Raw genomic sequence first — 16405 nt, 5'->3', positions numbered from 1 at the left:
ACGGGGCCCCGTGCCCGGGAGGGGGGAGCCGCTCAGAGTGCGAGCCGCTGCCCGGGCACGATCATGTCGGGATCACCGCCGATGACGGCCTTGTTGGCGGCGTACAGCGCCTGCCAGGTGGTCCCGTGGCGCGCGGCGATGGCGCTCAGGGTGTCGCCCGCGCGGACGGTGTAGTCACCGCCGCGGGTGGTGCCGCGGCCGGTGTGGCTCTGCGTGCGCGCCGGCGTCTTCGACGGGGCGTGCGCGGAGCCGGACGAACCCGATGACGTGGACCCGGTGGATCCGCCGGACGTGGACGGCGCACTGCCGTACGCCCCGGCCCGGGCCGAGCAGGTGGGCCAGGCGCCCCATCCCTGGGCGCGCTGGACCTTGGCGGCCACGGCGATCTGCTGGCCCTTGGTGGCCCGGTCGGCCGTGGCCGCGTAGGCGGTGCCGCCGTAGGCGCGCCAGGTGCCGGCGGAGAACTGGAGCCCGCCGTAGTAGCCGTTGCCGTTGTTGATGTGCCAGTCGCCGCCGCTCTCGCACTGGGCGATGCGGTCCCAGACTCCGTCGTCCGCCGCCGCCGCGTTGCCGGTCATCGCCAGCAGGCCGAGCGGGGCGAGCAGGACCGCCCCGGCGAGAGCCGCCGTCGTACGCGTCTTACGGGTGTGGTCACGGTTGGTATCGGCACAATCGGACATGCGTTTCCCTCTCCACGGACCCGGGGTCCCCCAAGACGGGGCGCCGGTCCCGCACTTGGGCGGTCCTTGGCGCTCCGTCCCGTCCGCCGGAGGTGGTGCTGCGAGCTGGCTGGTGCGGTCGGCGGACGTACCCGAGCGGTGCTCGTTGCACTCGGCGGAGGAATGTAGAGAGGGTGACGAGCCCGGGACAACCAACTCCCTGTCCGTGCAGGCCAGTTAGCCGTTACCCAGGGTATCGGCTTTTTTCGGACACCCATTTCATTCACTGATTTCCTGATTTGTCGACCAGCACCTCCGACGATCTGTGACTCAGTTCACCCATCCAACTTCCTTGGATTTCCGAGGACTTGACAGTGAGTGTCCGATTCCGCACCCGCCGTGACCCGCTGCGCCGGTCGGTTCGATTCCGTTCGCCCTGGGGCGTGACCCCCGCCACAGATCGCCCGTTGTCTTCTTCATGAGCCCGGGACCCACCCGGTTCACGGGCCGGGAGCCCCCGGCCGCGCCACGCACATACCCGAGGGAGCCACCCGTGCCGCGCATGCTCGACGTCAGTGACGAAGTACGCGCCGAGATCGGCGACGAGGAAGCCGACCGGCTGCTCGCCGGAGACAACGCCCCCGGCAGCTACGACTGCACGTCGTGCCGCACCCCGGGCGACTCCGAGGCGGAACACACCAGCACCGTCCTGTTCATCGGCGACGAGACGGCCGTCCTCGCCTTCGCCCACGCCACCTGCCTGCCCTCGCAGGTCGTCCAGGTCACCGAGGAGCAGCTGCAGGGCGCCGTGCGCTCGATCAGCGGCGAGTCGGCGGACCTCGCGCCCGCCAAGGCCGTCCCCGAGCAGGCCGTGCTCGGGGTGACCAGCGGACTGGTGCTGATCGCCGGGGAGTTGCACCCGGCGCTCGTGGTCGAGCCGACCGGCCCGATCGCCCGCCCCGGCTCGACCACCGCCGGTGACGACTTCCTGCCGCTCCTCATCGAGCAGGGCTTCATGCCGCTCACGGAGCTGTCCGAGGTGCCGCCCGTGCTGCACGGCTGGTCGGTGCTGCTGGCCGTGGGCCAGCTGCACGCGATCCTCCAGCCCCACAGCAACGGCGGTCAGCCGGTGGCCTGGTGGCAGGCGCACCAGGCGCTCCAGGTCACCGAGGGCTGGCGGGCCGCCGCCAACAAGCACCAGCAGGTGCTGCTGTTCGCGGCGCCGGTCGGCTCCATCGGCCGTCAGCCGCGCGAGGACCTGCTGCGCGACGCGATCGACAAGGCCGCCGCGAACGGCAAGCTGGTCGCCGCCGCGCTGCCGCTCGCGGGAACGTGAAAGCGCCCCGCGCGCCCCGGGTGACCCCCTGACGGTCACCCGGGAAACCGCATCTCATCAGGACTGGCGTCGTTTGGACATACGTGCACGCATACGACGTTCCACGCCGCCAGTCCTTCCAGTCGATCCCCTCCTCCAGGACGGCTCCGGACCCGCTCGGCGGACCATCGGCCACGCCGATCTACGACACGCTCTACGCCGAGTACGTCCGGTCGTTCCGCTCGCTGCCGGGTGACCGCAGCGGCGAGGAGGAGCTGGAGTTCACGGCCTTCGGGAACCTCCCGCAGCGGTCGGACTCGTACGGCGGCCACCGTCCGGGGTCGTTCAGCAGCTCGTACAGCGCCTACAGCGCGGGCGCGCACAGCGCCCGCGCCGGGCAGCAGTCGCCGTGGCAGCGCGTCGGCCAGATCGGGCAGAACGGCACGATGGTGCAGCATGTGCCGGCGGCGCTGCCGCCGGGCCCGCGCCGGGGCATCTGACATGCGCAAGGGCGCGCCCCCTGGTCCAGGGGGCGCGCCCTTGCGCATGTCGGACGTCCGGGACGTCTACTTCTTCCTGGCGTTCTTGTTGCCGCGCTTCTCGCGCACCCGCACCGAGATGTGGATCGGGGTGCCCTCGAAGCCGAACTCCTCGCGCAGCCGGCGCTCGATGAAGCGGCGGTAGCCCGCCTCGATGAAGCCGGAGGCGAAGAGCACGAACCGCGGCGGCTTCGTGCCGGCCTGGGTGCCGAAGAGGATGCGGGGCTGCTTGCCGCCGCGCACCGGATGCGGATGGGCGGCGACGAGCTCACCGAGGAAGGCGTTCAGCCGCCCGGTCGGAACCCGGGTCTCCCAGCCCGCGAGAGCCGCCTCGATCGCCGGGACCAGCTTCTCCATGTGCCGTCCGGTGCGCGCCGAGACGTTCACCCGGGGCGCCCAGGCGACCTGGCCGAACTCGGTCTCGATCTCCCGCTCCAGGTAGTAGCGGCGCTCCTCGTCGAGGGTGTCCCACTTGTTGTAGGCGATGACCAGGGCGCGGCCCGCGTCGACGGCCATCGTCACGATCCGCTGGTCCTGCACCGAGATGGACTCGGAGGCGTCGATCAGGATGACCGCGACCTCGGCCTTCTCGACGGCGGCGGCGGTGCGCAGCGAGGCGTAGTAGTCGGCGCCCTGCTGGAGGTGGACGCGCTTGCGGATACCGGCCGTGTCGACGAACTTCCAGGTGACGCCGCCGAGTTCGATCAGCTCGTCGACCGGGTCACGGGTGGTGCCCGCCATCTCGTTGACGACGACCCGCTCCTCGTTGGCCACCTTGTTCAGCAGCGAGGACTTGCCGACGTTGGGGCGGCCGATCAGCGCGATGCGGCGGGGGCCGCCGATCCCGGTGCCGAAGGTCTGCTCGGGCGCGGTGGGCAGGACCTCCAGGACGGCGTCCAGCATGTCGCCGGTGCCGCGTCCGTGCAGGGCGGAGACGGGGTGCGGCTCGCCGAGGCCGAGGCCCCACAGGTAGGAGGCGTCCGCCTCGCCGCTCTGTCCGTCGACCTTGTTGGCGGCCAGCACGACCGGCTTGCCTGCCTTGCGCAGCAGCCGGACGACGGCCTCGTCGGTGTCGGTGGCGCCGACCTTGGCGTCGACGACGAACACGACGGCGTCGGAGGCCTCGATCGCGTACTCGGCCTGGGCGGCGACGGAGGCGTCGATGCCGAGGACGTCCTGCTCCCAGCCGCCGGTGTCGACGACCTTGAAGCGGCGGCCCGCCCACTCGGCCTCGTAGGTCACCCGGTCGCGGGTGACGCCGGGCTTGTCCTCGACGACGGCCTCGCGGCGCCCGATGATGCGGTTGACGAGAGTCGACTTGCCGACGTTGGGGCGGCCGACGACGGCGAGCACGGGCAGCGGACCGTGGCCCGCCGCCTCGATGGCGCCCTCGACGTCCTCGATGTCGAAGCCCTCTTCCGCGGCGAGCTCCATGAACTCCGCGTACTCGGCGTCGCCAAGCGCCCCGTGGTCGTGCTCCTCGAAGGAGCCCTCGGAGCCGATGTGGTCGTTCATGAAGTCCGTACCTCGTAGTTCTTCGTGGTGATCGGTGGACCGGCCCGGCCCCGTTCGGCCAGGTCGGTCCACTACTCAGTGTCGCCTAGCGGCCGGTCAGCCGCCTGGCGTTTTCCAGGTGCGCGGTGAGCTGCTTCTGGATGCGCTCGGTCGCCTCGTCGAGCGCCTTGCGGGTGCGCCGCCCCGAGCCGTCGCCCGCGTCGAAGGGGTCGCCGAAGACGACGTCGACGCGGCTGCGCAGCGGAGGCAGCCCCTTCACCAACCGTCCCCGCCGGTCGGAGCTTCCCAGCACGGCGACCGGGACGATCGGCGCCCCGCCGCGCACCGCGAAGTACGCGAGCCCGGCGCGCAGCGCGGCGAAGTCGCCCTCGCCGCGGGTGCCCTCGGGGAATATGCCGAGCACTCCCCCGGCCGTCAGGACGTCCAGGGCCTGGGTGATGGCCGTGCGGTCGGTGCCGGAGCGGTCGACCTTGACCTGCCCGATGCCGAGGAGGAACGGGTCGAGCGGGCCGACGAACGCCTCCTTCTTGATCAGGAAGTGGGTCGGCCGGGGCGCGACGCCCATGACCATGGGGCCGTCGATGTTGTGGGAGTGGTTGACCGCGAGGATCACGGGTCCGGTCGCGGGCACCTTCCAGGAGCCCAGCACCCTCGGCTTCCACAGCCCGTACATCAGGCCGACGCCGATGCGCCGCCCGACCTCGGCGCCGCGCAGCGAGGGCTGCGTCGCTTCCCGTGTCACTTCCCGGCCCGCTTCTCCTCGACCAGGGTCACGACGCACTCGATGACCTGCGCGAGGGTGAGCTCGGTGGTGTCGACCTCGACGGCGTCGCCGGCCTTGGCGAGCGGCGAGGTCTTGCGGGAGGAGTCCGCCGCGTCCCGCTTGACCAGTGCCTCGCGGGTGGCCTGGACGTCGGCGCCCTTGAGCTCACCGCTGCGGCGGGCGGCTCGCGCCTCCGGGGAGGCGGTGAGGAAGACCTTGAGGTCGGCGTCGGGCAGCACGGTCGTACCGATGTCCCGGCCCTCGACGACGATGCCCTCGGCGGCGCCCGACGCGAGGGAGCGCTGGAGCTCGGTGATCCGCGCCCGCACCTCGGGGACCGCGCTGACCGCGCTGACCTGGGAGGTGACCTCCTGGGTGCGGATCGGGGCGGCGACGTCCGTGCCGTCGACGGTGATCGTCGGGTCGGCCGGGTCGGTACCGGAGACGATCTCCGGCTTGCCGGCCGCCGCCGCGATGGCGTGCGGGTCGTCGATGTCGATCCCGTTGGTGACCATCCACCAGGTGATCGCCCGGTACTGGGCGCCGGTGTCCAGGTAGCTCAGGCCGAGCTGGGCGGCGACAGCCTTGGACGTGCTCGACTTGCCCGTGCCGGAGGGACCGTCGATGGCGACAATCACGGGCTGGGCGGCGCCGTTTTCCACGGGGGGACACCTTCCTGGTGCGGTGGGGCGGGGTGGGCGGGGCTCAAGAGCGCCCCGCACAAGGTTACCGGCCCGCCGGGGGCCTCTTTACAGCACGCCGACGCACGCGGCGGTCCAGCACGCCGGTCGGCGCACCCGGCGGAGCACACCGGCGCACCCGGCGGGGCGCACCGGTCGGGGTTCACTGCCGGAGGGCCCAGCCCCGCTCGCGCAGGGCCGCGCCGAGCACCGGCGCCGCCTGCGGCTCCACCATGAGCTGCACCAGACCGGCCTGCTGCCCCGTGGCGTGCTCGATGCGCACGTCCTCGATGTTGACCCCGGCCCGTCCCGCGTCGGCGAAGATCCGGGCCAGCTGCCCCGGCTGGTCGTCGATGAGCACCACGACCACCTCGTACGCGCGCGGCGCCGAGCCGTGCTTGCCGGGCACCCGGACCTGGCCGGCGTTGCCGCGCCGCAGCACGTCCTGGATGCCCTCGGTGCCCTCGCGGCGCTTGGCGTCGTCGGAGGACTGGAGGGAGCGCAGGGCCCGTACGGTCTCGTCGATGTCGGCGCCGACGTCGGTGAGCAGGTCGGCGACGGGGCCCGGGTTGGCGGAGAGGATGTCGATCCACATCCGGGGGTCGGAGGCGGCGATCCGGGTCACGTCGCGGATGCCCTGCCCGCACAGCCGTACCGCGGACTCCTCGGCGTGCTCCAGGCGGGCGGCGACCATGCTGGAGACCAGGTGGGGCATGTGGGAGACGAGTGCGACGGCGCGGTCGTGGGCGTCGGCGTCCATGACGACGGGGACCGCGCGGCAGTGCGAGACCAGTTCCAGGGCGAGGTTCAGGACCTCGGTGTCGGTGTCCCGGGTCGGGGTGAGCACCCAGGGGCGGCCCTCGAAGAGGTCGCCGGTGGCGGCCAGCGGGCCGGACTTCTCGCGGCCGGACATGGGGTGCGTGCCCAGGTAGGACGAGAGGTCGAGGCCGAGCGCCTCCAGCTCGCGGCGCGGACCGCCCTTGACGCTGGCGACGTCGAGGTAGCCGTAGGCGAGGCCGCGGCGCATGGCGTCGGCGAGGACCCCGGCGACATGGGCGGGCGGGGCGGCGACGATCGCGAGGTCGACGGGCCCCTCGGGCGCCTCGTCGGTGCCGGCGCCGAGCGCGGCGGCGGTGCGGGCCTGCTCGGGGTCGTGGTCGGCGAGGTGGACGGTGACGCCCCGCTGGGTCAGCGCCAGCGCGGCGGAGGTGCCGATGAGGCCGGTGCCGAGGACGAGGGCGGTTCTCACTGGGCGATGTCCTTGCGCAGCGCGGCGGCGGTGCCGAGGTAGACGTGGTTGATCTCGGAGCGGGGGCGGTCGGACTCTATGTGCGCGAGGATGCGCACGACCCGGGGCATGGCGCCCTGGATGTCGAGTTCCTGGGCGCAGATCAGCGGCACGTCGACGATGCCGAGCTTGCGGGCCGCGGCGGCCGGGAAGTCGCTGTGCAGGTCGGGGGTGGCCGTGAACCAGATGCTGATCAGGTCGTCGTCGGTGAGGTCGTTCCGCTCCAGGACGGCGGTGAGCAGCGCCCCGACCTGCTCGTCCATGTGACCGGCCTCGTCCCGCTCTAGCTGGACGGCGCCCCGGACCGCTCGTACCGCCACGGCGATGCTCCTTGCTGATGTACGGCTCTTGACCCGTCAAGGGTAGTCAGCCGCGGGCGGGCGGGTGCGGGGCGCCCGCCCGCTGAGACGTCCGCCGGCGTCCGGCGGAGCCCGCTACAGGGACTGCTGCCTGATGAGTTCCTCCAGGGAGGCGGGGACCTCTCCGTCGGGGGTGAGCCGGTCGACGGCCCGGGGCAGTTCCTGGGCGAGCGTGTCCGCGGCCTCGCCGGTGCTGACGCCGGCCTGCCGGGCGACCTGCTGGAGGGTGTCGTCGGGCAGCGCCTGCTGGATCTGCGCGCCGGTCACGGACTGGTTCTCGCCGCCGCCGACCCAGGAGTCCTTCTGCTCGGCGAGCCCCGACCTGGCGAGGGTGTCGAGGAGCCCGCCCAGCGGGTTGTCCCCGCCGCCTCCCTTGCCGCCGAGGGCGGAGAGCAGGGCGCCCAGGACGTCGCCGCCGCCGGAGCCCGCCTTGCCCGAGCCGAGGAGGCTGCCCAGCAGGCTGCCGAGGTCGTTACCGGCCATGATCACGCCTTTCGGGGATGCGGCCCGGCGCAGGGGAACGCCGGGCCTCAGACCATGCCAATGTCACCCGAACGTCACAGCTCCGCTACTTGGGGAGGAAACACGCCGATGCGCCCCTGGACTCCGGCCTCCCGGTCCGCTCTCATGGGCAGCAAGCTCGCCTCGGGGGAGGCCCGTAATGAAGCGCTCCGGACCGCTGCTCACCCTTCTCGCAGGTCTGTTGGTGGCCCTGTTCATGCTGTCGCTCAACGCGACGACAGGCGAGAAGCCCACATCCGCCTCGGTGGAGGAGTCGCCCGCCACCAAGGCGTCACCGAGCCCCACCGCCACCCGGACGACCCCGCCACCGTCGCCCGGGCCCAGCAGGTCGCCCGTCGCGGACGCGGACTACGCGGGCCGTACCGACGACGACTCCGCCGCGGTGGCCGTGACCCTGCGCGACGGCAGGGCGATCGCCTACTTCTGCGACGGCCGCGACAAGGAGTCGTGGCTCAAGGGCGATGTCGAGGACGACGGCACGATGAAGCTCACCGGCAAGAACGGCTCCGAGCTGACCGGCGCCCTCAAACAGGGCAAGCGGATCCGCGGCACGGTCGACATCGACGGCGGGCACTACGCCTTCACCGCCGACAAGGCGGTCAAGCCGTCCGGCCTGTACCGGGCGACGGCCACCGTGCGGGAGGCGAAGATCGACGGCGGCTGGATCGTCCTGAAGGACGGCAGCCAGGTCGGTGTCCTCACCCGTGACGGCAAGCCCTCCCCCGCTCCCGAGATCGACCCGGAGACCGGCGCGGTGACGGTCGACGGCCGGCAGCTCACGGCCGAGCCCGTCATCCCCTGACCTCCTGCTCGCCCGCCAGGTCCGACCCCAGGGAGCCGACCATGCCCGTCGATCCGAACGCCGCCACCCAGACCTTCCCGCCGTCCCCGCCCGCCGGCCGGGCGCCGGGACCGGCCCGCTATCTGATCCCCGCGCTGGTCGCCGCCGCGGTGGCGGTCGCTCTCGGCGCGTACGGCAAGGTCCATGATCCGGCGGGCACCGCGTTCAACCTCGCCGGGTTCAGCAGCACGGGCGCGGTCAAGTCCTGGCTGGCGACGGTCGCGGTGTTCTTCGCGCTGGTCCAGCTCGTCTCGGCGCTCATGGTGTACGGCAGGCTGCCCGGTCCGGGCTGGTCGTCGACGCTCCACCGCTGGTCGGGCCGGGCGGCGTTCCTGGTCGCCGTGCCGGTCGCGGTGCACTGTCTGTACGCGCTGGGCTATCAGACGTACGAAACGCGCGTTTTCTGGCACTCTCTCCTGGGTTGCTTCTTCTTCGGTGCCTTCAGTGCCAAGATGCTGCTGCTCCGCGCGGAGCGACTCCCGGGCTGGCTGCTGCCGATCGTCGGCGGTCTCGTCTTCACCGCTCTCACGATCATCTGGCTGACTTCCGCCCTCTGGTTCTTCCGCACCTTCGGAGTGACGACATGACGATGCACGGCCCGACGCGGCGCTCGGTCCTTCTGGCGACGAGCGCCACGGCGTTCACCGTCGGGTGCGGCAAGTACGGCGACGAGAACGACTCGGGGTCCGACACCGCCTCGGCCTCCGCCGGCCAGGAACTCGCGAGGACGAGCGACGTCCCGGTGGGCGGCGGCACGATCTTCAAGGACGAGGGCGTCGTCGTCACCCAGCCCAAGGACGGCGAGTTCAAGGCGTTCACGAACATCTGCACCCATCAGGGGTGCCCGGTGGCGAACGTGTCGGGCGGCACCATCAACTGCACCTGCCACGGCAGCAAGTTCAGCATCGAGGACGGCTCGGTCAAGAACCCTCCGGCGACCGAGCCGCTCACCGAGAAGAAGATCACTGTCGAGGGCGGCTCGATCAAGCTGGCCTGACGCGAAGGCCCTAGTCCCACAGGGCGCCCAGGGTCGCCAGCTCGCTCTGGTACTCGATGCGGTCCGCCCACTCGGCGGGCCACGCGTCGGCGCCGTGGTACGCCCCGGCGAACGCGCCCGCGAGGCAGGCGATCGAGTCGGAGTCACCAGCGGTGCAGGCGGCCCGCCGCAGGGCCGTCACCGGTTCGTCGACGAAGAGCAGGAAGCACAGCAGCCCGGTGGCCAGGGCCTCTTCGGCGATCCAGCCCTCACCGGTGGCCAGACAGGGATCGGTCTCGGGCGAGACGGTCCGCACGGCCTCCTGGAGCCGGCCGAGGATCTCCAGGCACTCGTCCCAGCCGCGCGCGATGAAGTGCTCGGCCGACGGGTCCTGGCTCCGCGTCCACAGGTCCCCGAGCCACCGCTCGTGGTACCGGGTGCGGTTCTCCACGGCGTACGACCGCAGCAGCCCGATCAGCCCGGTCGGCTCGGCCCCCTGCGCGAGCAGCCGTACGGCGTGCGCGGTGAGGTCGGACGCGGCGAGCGCCGTGGGGTGGCCGTGGGTGAGGGCGGACTGCAACTGGGCGGCGCCGGCGCGCTGTTCGTCGCTCAGGCCGGGCACGAGGCCGATCGGGGCGACCCGCATGTTGGCGCCGCAGCCCTTGGAGTGGATCTGGCCGGCGTCCTGCCACAGCCGGTTCTCGTCCTTGAGCAGGTTGCAGGCGACCAGGCAGGTCCGGCCGGGGGCGCGGTTGTTCTCCGGGGACCGGTACCACTCCACGAACTCCTCGCGCACGGGCCGTTCCATCCGCTTCGGCGCGAGCACGCCCCGGTCCATGGCCGTGCGCAGGCCCCGCCCGAGCGCCAGGGTCATCTGGGTGTCGTCGGTGACGATCGCCGGCCGCGGCAGCTCCATCTCCCGCCACGGCCCGCACTTGGCGAGGATCGAGGGCACGTCGTTGAACTCGGTGGGGAAGCCGAGCGCGTCCCCGAGGGCGAGCCCGATGAGCGTGCCGGTCGCGGCGCGCTTCCTGACGGTGGTGGCGGTCATGCGGGACGTCCTTCCGGGGACGGTCGGAGCAGGGGCGGGTGCAGGGCGGTGGCGGTGCCCGCGCGGTACAGCGCGGCCGGTTTGCCGCGCCCTCCGGTCAGCCGCGCGGCGCCGGGCACGGGTTCGACGAAGCCGGGTGTGGCGAGCACCTTGCGGCGGAAGTTGGGCCGGTCGACCGGGGTGTCCCAGACGGTCTCGTAGACCTGCTGGAGCTCGCCGAGGGTGAACTCCGGCGGGCAGAAGGCGGTGGCCAGGCAGGTGTACTCCAGCTTGGCGCCGACGCGTTCGCGGGCGTCGCCCAGGATCCGGTCGTGGTCGAAGGCGAGCGGCCCCGCCTTCTCGTACGGCGTCCAGCGCGCGTCCGCCGCGTCGCTCCCGCCGTGCGGCTCGGGCGGGTCGGGCAGCAGCGCGGCGAACGCGACGGACACGACCCGCATCCGGGGGTCGCGGCCGGGTTCGCTGTAGGTGCGCAGCTGCTCCAGGTGGAGCCCGGAGACGTCCGACAGGCCGGTCTCCTCGGCGAGTTCGCGCCGCGCCGCCGTCTCCGCGGACTCGTCGGGCCGTACGAACCCGCCGGGCAGCGCCCAGGAGCCCTCGTAGGGCTCCTGGCCCCGCTCGACGAGCAGGACGTGCAGAGCGCCCTCGCGCAGGGTCAGGACCGCGAGATCGACGGTGACGGCGAAGGGTTCGTGGGCGTACTTGTCGTAGGCGTCCGTGCCCATGCGGCCCCACCCCCTTTAATAGTCAGTACGACTATAAAGAGCGGAAGGCGGCCCGCACAAGCCCTGGGCCACGCGGCCCCCGCCCCAGGAACGCGCCGCATCCCAGGAACGCCGGCAGACGGGTGCCGGGTAGACGCGTCCGGCGGAACCGTCAGCGGGCCGGCGAAGCGCACGCCCCGGTCCCGCCGCGCGACCACGCGGCGGGCCACGGGCAGCGGCTCGGCGGCCGGGGACGGCGTGACGGGGCGCGGCCGTCCGGCCGCCCAGGCCCCGGGCACCGCGCACGCGCGCGTGCGGAACCCGCACACCCGGTCGGCCTGGGGCAGCGGGCCGATCCGGCCGCCGGTCAGGCCCTCGTGCAGCGCGTCCAGGGAGTCGTCGAGATGGCCGAGCAGCTCCCCCAGGTCCCGGTCGGCGCGGGCGGCGAAACGCGTCGGCCGGCCCCGGGGCGATTCCGGGACCGGCCGACGTATGTGCGGGGGCGTGCGGGCTACAGGTCGACTTCCTGCATCAGCATGCCGACCTCGGTGTTGGACAGCCGCCGCAGCCAGCCCGACTTCTGGTCGCCCAGGGTGATCGGACCGAAGGACGTGCGCACGAGCTTCTCGACCGGGAAGCCGGCCTCGGCGAGCATGCGGCGCACGATGTGCTTGCGGCCCTCGTGGAGGGTGACCTCGACGAGGTAGTTCTTGCCGGTCTGCTCGACGACACGGAAGTGGTCCGCGCGCGCGTAGCCGTCCTCCAGCTGGATGCCGTCCTTGAGCTTCTTGCCCAGGTCGCGCGGGATGGGGCCCACGATGTGCGCGAGGTAGACCTTCTTCACGCCGTACTTGGGGTGCGTCAGCCGGTGCGCCAGCTCACCGTGGTTGGTGAGCAGGATGACGCCCTCGGTCTCGGTGTCGAGCCGCCCGACGTGGAAGAGCCGCGTCTCGCGGTTCGTCACGTAGTCGCCGAGGCACTGCCGGCCCTCGTTGTCCTCCATCGTGGAGACGACGCCCGCGGGCTTGTTCAGCGAGAAGAACTGGTACGACTGCGTCGCGACGGTCAGGCCGTCGACCTTGACCTCGTCCTTCTCCGGGTCGACCCGCATGCCCTGTTCGAGGACGATCTCGCCGTTGACCTCGACCCGTGCCTGCTCGATCAGCTCCTCGCAGGCCCGCCGGGAGCCGTAGCCCGCGCGCGCGAGGATCTTCTGGAGCCGCTCGCCCTCCTGCTCGGCGCCCGGGAACGTCTTGGGCAGCTTGACGTCCTTCTTGTGCGCGTACCGCTCCCGGTTGCGCTCCTCGGCGCGGGCGTCGTACTCACGGGAGGTCGCCGGGGCCCAGCGACCGCGTCCGGTGCTGCCCTGGCCCTGCTTGGGGCCGCCCTTGGCGCCGCCGCGCGCGGCGGAGCCGCGCCCGGTCTTCGGGCCGTCCGGGCTGGCGCCGGGGCCCACGTCGTACCGGCGCTCCTCGGGGCGCGGCTTCTTCGGCCGGGCGCCCTGCTTGTCGTCGCGGTCGTTGCCGGCGCCGCGGTAGTTGCCGCGACCCCCGCTGCTCCCGCCGCGGCCGCCGCTGTTGCCACCACGGCTCCCGCCGTTGTTTCCGCTGCTGTTCCTGCCGCTGCTGCTTCGCATCAAAATTCCGTCTTGTCGTCTGCGTCCCCGGTGTCGGGGGCGTCCGGATCGAACGACGGCACGCCTTCCTGGGTCTCGGCCTCGATCGCCTCCGCCTCCGGGAGGAAGGGCGCGAGCTCCGGGAGCTCGTCCAGGCCGCGCAGGCCCATCCGCTCCAGGAAATAGTTCGTCGTCACATACAGGATCGCACCTGTTTCGGGTTCCGTGCCCGCCTCCGCCACCAGACCCCGCTGGAGCAGGGTGCGCATCACACCGTCGCAGTTCACTCCGCGCACCGCGGAGACCCTGCTGCGGCTGACCGGCTGGCGGTACGCGACGACCGCGAGCGTCTCCAGCGCGGCCTGCGTGAGGCGGGCCTGCTGGCCGTCCAGGACGAAGCCCTCGACGGCCGCCGCGTAGGCGGGGCGGGAGTAGAAGCGCCAGCCCCCGGCGATGAGCCGCAGCTCGAAGCCGCGTCCCTGGACCGTGTACTCGTCGGCCAGTGCCCGCAGCGCGTCGCCGATCTGGCGCCTGGGCCGCTGGAGGATCTTGGCGAGGTGTTCCTCGGTGGCGGGCTCGTCCACGACCATGAGGACGGCCTCCAGGGCCGGCTTGAGGTCGAGGCCGGCGACCGCGCCGGGCCCGGCCGGAGTGTCGTTGGTGTCCTCGCTCACGCCTTCTTCTCCTCCTTGGGCGGCTCGGGCGGCCGGTCGAACTCGTCGGTCACCATCGGCTGCGTCCCGCCGTCCCCGCCGGTCCAGCGCACGATCAGGTCACCGAGGGCGGTCTCCTGGTCGAGGGCGACGGCCTTCTCCCGGTACAGCTCCAGCAGCGCCAGGAAGCGGGCGACGACGGTCAGGGTGTCGTCGGTGTCCTCGACCAGGTCCCGGAAGCTGGCCTCGCCGAGGTCCCGCAGCCGGGCGACGACGATCCCGGCCTGCTCCTGCACGCTCACCAGCGGCGCGTGGATGTGGTCGACGTACACCTGCGGCTTGGGCTTGGGCTGCATCGCCTTCACGGCGAGCCGGGCGAACCCCTCCGCGCCGATGCTGATGACGACCTCGGGCAGCAGCTCGGCGTGGTGAGGTTCGAGCCCGACGGTCCGGGGATAGCGCCGCCCCTCCTCCTCCAGCCGCCGGTTGAAGATGTCGGCGATCTGTTTGTACGCCCGGTACTGGAGCAGCCGCGCGAACAGCAGGTCCCGTGCCTCCAGGAGGGCCAGATCGGCCTCGTCCTCGACCTCCGCGGCGGGCAGCAGCCGCGCGGCCTTCAGATCGAGCAGGGTGGCGGCGACGACCAGGAACTCGGTCGTCTGGTCCAGGTCCCAGTCCGGCCCCATGGCCCGGATGTGCCCCATGAACTCGTCGGTCACCTTCGACAGCGCGACCTCGGTGACGTCCAGCTTGTGCTTGGAGATCAGCTGGAGGAGCAGATCGAAGGGCCCCTCGAAATTGGCGAGCCTGACCTTGAAGACACCGTCGTCGGACTCCTGCGACCCCGCCGGTTCAGGCTCAGGTTCCGGGTCCGGGTCCGGGTCCGGTGGCGGTTCCTGCGGCTCGATGGGCTCCGGTACGACCGGCTCGGCCTCGGTCCGCCCGACAGGCTCAGCGGGCTCGACGGGCTCGGCCTCCACCGGGGCGGCCGGTGTCCCCGGCCCCCTCCCCAGCGCACGCCGACGGCCGGCCGGGGTGCCGGGGGCGGGAGTGTCGTGGGAGGTCATCGCCTCCGCAGGCTACCGCTACCGCCCGCGCAGTCGGCGGACGAGAATGCTCGCGTCTCCGCGCGACTCCAGATCGGCGAGGACCACGGCGACGGCCTCGCGGACGATGCGTCCGCGGTCGACGGCCAGCCCGTGCTCACCGCGGAGCACGAGGCGGGCGTGCTCCAGGTCCATGAGCTCCTCGGCGGAGACGTACACGGTGATCTTCTCGTCGTGCCGTTCCCGCCCGCTGGGGCGGCGCGAGGCCTGCCGTCCGCCGCCCCGCTGCTTGCGCGGCGCCGCGGCGGCAGAACCTTCCTGCGCGTCCTGGCGGCGCGTCGGGCGGTCGCCCGCGGCGCCCCGGCTGCGGGACTCACCGGCGTCGCCCTGCTCCGGCTCGGCGGCCACGTGCTCCGCCCCGTCGCCGTCCCCGCCCTGTGCGGGCACGGACTGCGGCGCGTCCTCCGCGGCGGCTCCGTCGCTCTCCCCGGCGGGCGCGGGCACACGGGCGTCGCCGTTGGCCCCCCGTCGCGGAGTGGACGGCTGGAGCGCCATTCCCCCTGTCGTACGGAAGAGTTCGTCGGCCCCCGGCAGACTCACTCGGCGTGACACCGGGCGAGCACCTCCCTGGCGAGCTGACGGTAGGCGGCGGCGCCGACGGAGTTGGAGGCGTACGTGGTGATCGGCTCACCGGCGACCGTGGTCTCCGGGAAGCGGACCGTGCGTCCGATGACCGTGTGGTAGACGTGGTCGTCGAAGGCCTCGACCACACGGGCCAGCACCTCGCGGCTGTGGACCGTGCGCGAGTCGTACATGGTGGCGAGGATGCCGTCGAGCTCCAGGTCCGGGTTGAGTCGCTCCTGGACCTTCTCGATCGTCTCGGTCAGCAGGGCCACGCCGCGCAGCGCGAAGAACTCGCACTCCAGCGGGACGATGACCTTGTGAGCGGCCGTCAGCGCGTTCACGGTCAGCAGACCGAGCGAGGGCTGGCAGTCGATGACGATGTAGTCGTAGTCGGCCATCAGCGGCTTGAGCGCACGCTGGAGGGTCGACTCGCGGGCGACCTCGGAGACCAGCTGGACCTCGGCCGCCGACAGGTCGATGTTGCTCGGCAGCAGGTCCATGTTGGGGACCGCGGTCTTCAGGAGGACCTCGTCGGCCGACATGCCCCGCTCCATGAGCAGGTTGTAGACGGTGAGGTCGAGCTCCATCGGGTTGACGCCCAGGCCCACCGACAGCGCGCCCTGCGGGTCGAAGTCCACGAGCAGCACGCGGCGTCCGTACTCCGCGAGCGCGGCACCCAGGTTGATGGTCGACGTGGTCTTGCCCACGCCGCCCTTCTGGTTGCACATCGCGATGATCTTCGCGGGACCGTGGTCGGTCAGCGGTCCCGGGATCGGGAAGTACGGCAGCGGGCGGCCGGTCGGGCCGATGCGCTCCCGGCGCTGGCGGGCAGCGTCGGGCGCGAGCGTGGCCGCGTACTCCGGGTCGGGTTCGTACTCGGCGTCCGGGTCGTAGAAGTGCCCCTCGGGGACTTCGTCGTAGTCGGCGAAGTGGTTGTGGGGCGCGCCACTTCCGTCGCCGGCCATGGCGTTCACGTGATGGCCATCCATGCTCTGGTGTGCTGTCCGCGTGGTCAGCGGACTCTGGGCTGCTGCGAAGGTACGCACCGCGACGGAGCCGACAGCCTCGAACCCCGCGGGGCTCTGGACCCTTGCCGGCATTCCTGGTTGACCACCCCCGGGAGTAAATGTCGACTCATTCACAAGTCGTCTTACCTCCTTGGTGACCAGGAAACTTCTAGACAGGTCAGCGTGGCACCATGCCGACAGTCGGCGACTCTATGGCGTGTCGGCGGTTCGCAGCAACACAATCCGCCGGA

19 protein-coding genes are annotated in these 16405 nt (G+C 72.2%); 5 read left to right on the top strand and 14 right to left on the bottom strand.

The window, feature by feature from the left end; all coding sequences use genetic code 11:
* Nucleotides 1–32 precede the first annotated feature (32 nt).
* Nucleotides 33–680 carry a transglycosylase family protein gene (locus ACIPSE_RS41810; RefSeq protein ID WP_401674026.1) on the bottom strand — a complete coding sequence of 216 codons (648 nt, stop codon included), beginning with the start codon at nt 678–680 and terminating at the stop codon, nt 33–35.
* A gap of 532 nt (nt 681–1212) precedes the next feature.
* On the opposite strand from ACIPSE_RS41810, the gene ACIPSE_RS41805 reads away from it, so the two are divergent.
* Nucleotides 1213–1995 carry a hypothetical protein gene (locus ACIPSE_RS41805; protein WP_401674024.1) on the top strand — a complete coding sequence of 261 codons (783 nt, stop codon included), beginning with the start codon at nt 1213–1215 and terminating at the stop codon, nt 1993–1995.
* 83 nt (nt 1996–2078) lie between these two features.
* A complete protein-coding gene (locus ACIPSE_RS41800; protein ID WP_401674021.1) occupies nt 2079–2474 on the top strand; it encodes a hypothetical protein in 396 nt (131 codons plus the stop codon).
* A 66-nt stretch (nt 2475–2540) separates the two neighbouring features.
* On the opposite strand, the gene der is transcribed toward ACIPSE_RS41800, so the two are convergent.
* The 6 genes from der to ACIPSE_RS41770 form a co-directional block, all read right to left on the bottom strand.
* Nucleotides 2541–4028: a ribosome biogenesis GTPase Der gene (gene der, locus ACIPSE_RS41795; protein WP_401674019.1), complete on the bottom strand. Its 1488-nt coding sequence runs from the start codon at nt 4026–4028 to the stop codon at nt 2541–2543.
* 85 nt (nt 4029–4113) lie between these two features.
* Entirely contained in the window at nt 4114–4701 is a 588-nt protein-coding gene (locus ACIPSE_RS41790; RefSeq protein WP_401674271.1) for a lysophospholipid acyltransferase family protein, read from the bottom strand.
* Between the two features lie 65 nt (nt 4702–4766).
* Nucleotides 4767–5453, bottom strand: a complete 687-nt coding sequence (cmk, locus tag ACIPSE_RS41785; protein ID WP_401674016.1) for a (d)CMP kinase — start codon at nt 5451–5453, stop codon at nt 4767–4769.
* Between the two features lie 181 nt (nt 5454–5634).
* Nucleotides 5635–6720, bottom strand: a complete 1086-nt coding sequence (locus ACIPSE_RS41780) for a prephenate dehydrogenase (protein WP_401674014.1) — start codon at nt 6718–6720, stop codon at nt 5635–5637.
* Nucleotides 6717–7079, bottom strand: coding sequence for a chorismate mutase (gene aroH, locus ACIPSE_RS41775; protein ID WP_401674012.1), 363 nt, complete (start codon nt 7077–7079; stop codon nt 6717–6719). Before aroH ends, ACIPSE_RS41780 begins: the two co-directional genes overlap by 4 nt.
* Before the next feature lie 114 nt (nt 7080–7193).
* A complete protein-coding gene (locus ACIPSE_RS41770; RefSeq protein ID WP_401674009.1) occupies nt 7194–7601 on the bottom strand; it encodes a YidB family protein in 408 nt (135 codons plus the stop codon).
* A 178-nt stretch (nt 7602–7779) separates the two neighbouring features.
* Between ACIPSE_RS41770 and ACIPSE_RS41765 the strand changes: the two genes are divergently transcribed.
* Genes ACIPSE_RS41765 through ACIPSE_RS41755 form a run of 3 tightly spaced genes read left to right on the top strand, consistent with a single transcriptional unit; the run spans nt 7780 to nt 9478 of the window.
* On the top strand, nt 7780–8442 hold the full coding sequence (locus ACIPSE_RS41765; protein ID WP_401674006.1) for a hypothetical protein: 663 nt from the start codon (nt 7780–7782) through the stop codon (nt 8440–8442).
* 41 nt (nt 8443–8483) lie between these two features.
* Nucleotides 8484–9068 (top strand): DUF6529 family protein, encoded by a 585-nt coding sequence (locus ACIPSE_RS41760; RefSeq protein WP_401674004.1) that lies wholly within the window; start codon nt 8484–8486, stop codon nt 9066–9068.
* Entirely contained in the window at nt 9065–9478 is a 414-nt protein-coding gene (locus tag ACIPSE_RS41755) for a Rieske (2Fe-2S) protein (RefSeq protein WP_401674001.1), read from the top strand. Before ACIPSE_RS41760 ends, ACIPSE_RS41755 begins: the two co-directional genes overlap by 4 nt.
* Before the next feature lie 10 nt (nt 9479–9488).
* Here the strand turns inward: ACIPSE_RS41755 and ACIPSE_RS41750 are convergent, their stop codons facing one another.
* The 7 genes from ACIPSE_RS41750 to ACIPSE_RS41720 all read right to left on the bottom strand — a co-directional run bounded on the left by ACIPSE_RS41750 (nt 9489) and on the right by ACIPSE_RS41720 (nt 16247).
* Entirely contained in the window at nt 9489–10508 is a 1020-nt protein-coding gene (locus ACIPSE_RS41750) for an ADP-ribosylglycohydrolase family protein (RefSeq protein WP_401673998.1), read from the bottom strand.
* The gene (locus ACIPSE_RS41745; protein ID WP_401673996.1) at nt 10505–11230 is read right to left on the bottom strand and encodes an NUDIX hydrolase; all 726 of its coding nucleotides are present in this window, start codon (nt 11228–11230) and stop codon (nt 10505–10507) included. The genes ACIPSE_RS41750 and ACIPSE_RS41745 overlap by 4 nt, the downstream gene beginning before the upstream one ends.
* Before the next feature lie 490 nt (nt 11231–11720).
* Entirely contained in the window at nt 11721–12845 is a 1125-nt protein-coding gene (locus tag ACIPSE_RS41740) for a pseudouridine synthase (RefSeq protein ID WP_401673993.1), read from the bottom strand.
* A complete protein-coding gene (gene scpB / locus ACIPSE_RS41735) occupies nt 12845–13498 on the bottom strand; it encodes an SMC-Scp complex subunit ScpB (RefSeq protein ID WP_401673991.1) in 654 nt (217 codons plus the stop codon). The genes ACIPSE_RS41740 and scpB overlap by 1 nt, the downstream gene beginning before the upstream one ends.
* Nucleotides 13495–14544: a segregation and condensation protein A gene (locus tag ACIPSE_RS41730; RefSeq protein ID WP_401673989.1), complete on the bottom strand. Its 1050-nt coding sequence runs from the start codon at nt 14542–14544 to the stop codon at nt 13495–13497. The genes scpB and ACIPSE_RS41730 overlap by 4 nt, the downstream gene beginning before the upstream one ends.
* Nucleotides 14545–14562: 18 nt before the next feature.
* A complete protein-coding gene (locus tag ACIPSE_RS41725) occupies nt 14563–15135 on the bottom strand; it encodes a hypothetical protein (RefSeq protein WP_401673986.1) in 573 nt (190 codons plus the stop codon).
* Complete coding sequence (locus tag ACIPSE_RS41720) at nt 15120–16247, bottom strand: ParA family protein (protein WP_401673984.1); 1128 nt, start codon at nt 16245–16247, stop codon at nt 15120–15122. The genes ACIPSE_RS41725 and ACIPSE_RS41720 overlap by 16 nt, the downstream gene beginning before the upstream one ends.
* Between the last annotated feature and the right edge of the window lie 158 nt (nt 16248–16405).

It is taken from the genome of Streptomyces sp. NPDC090106 (genome assembly GCF_044747265.1).
GTDB lineage: Bacteria > Actinomycetota > Actinomycetes > Streptomycetales > Streptomycetaceae > Streptomyces.
Note: the sequence above shows the minus strand (reverse complement) of the source record. Positions and strands in the feature narration are given on the sequence as shown.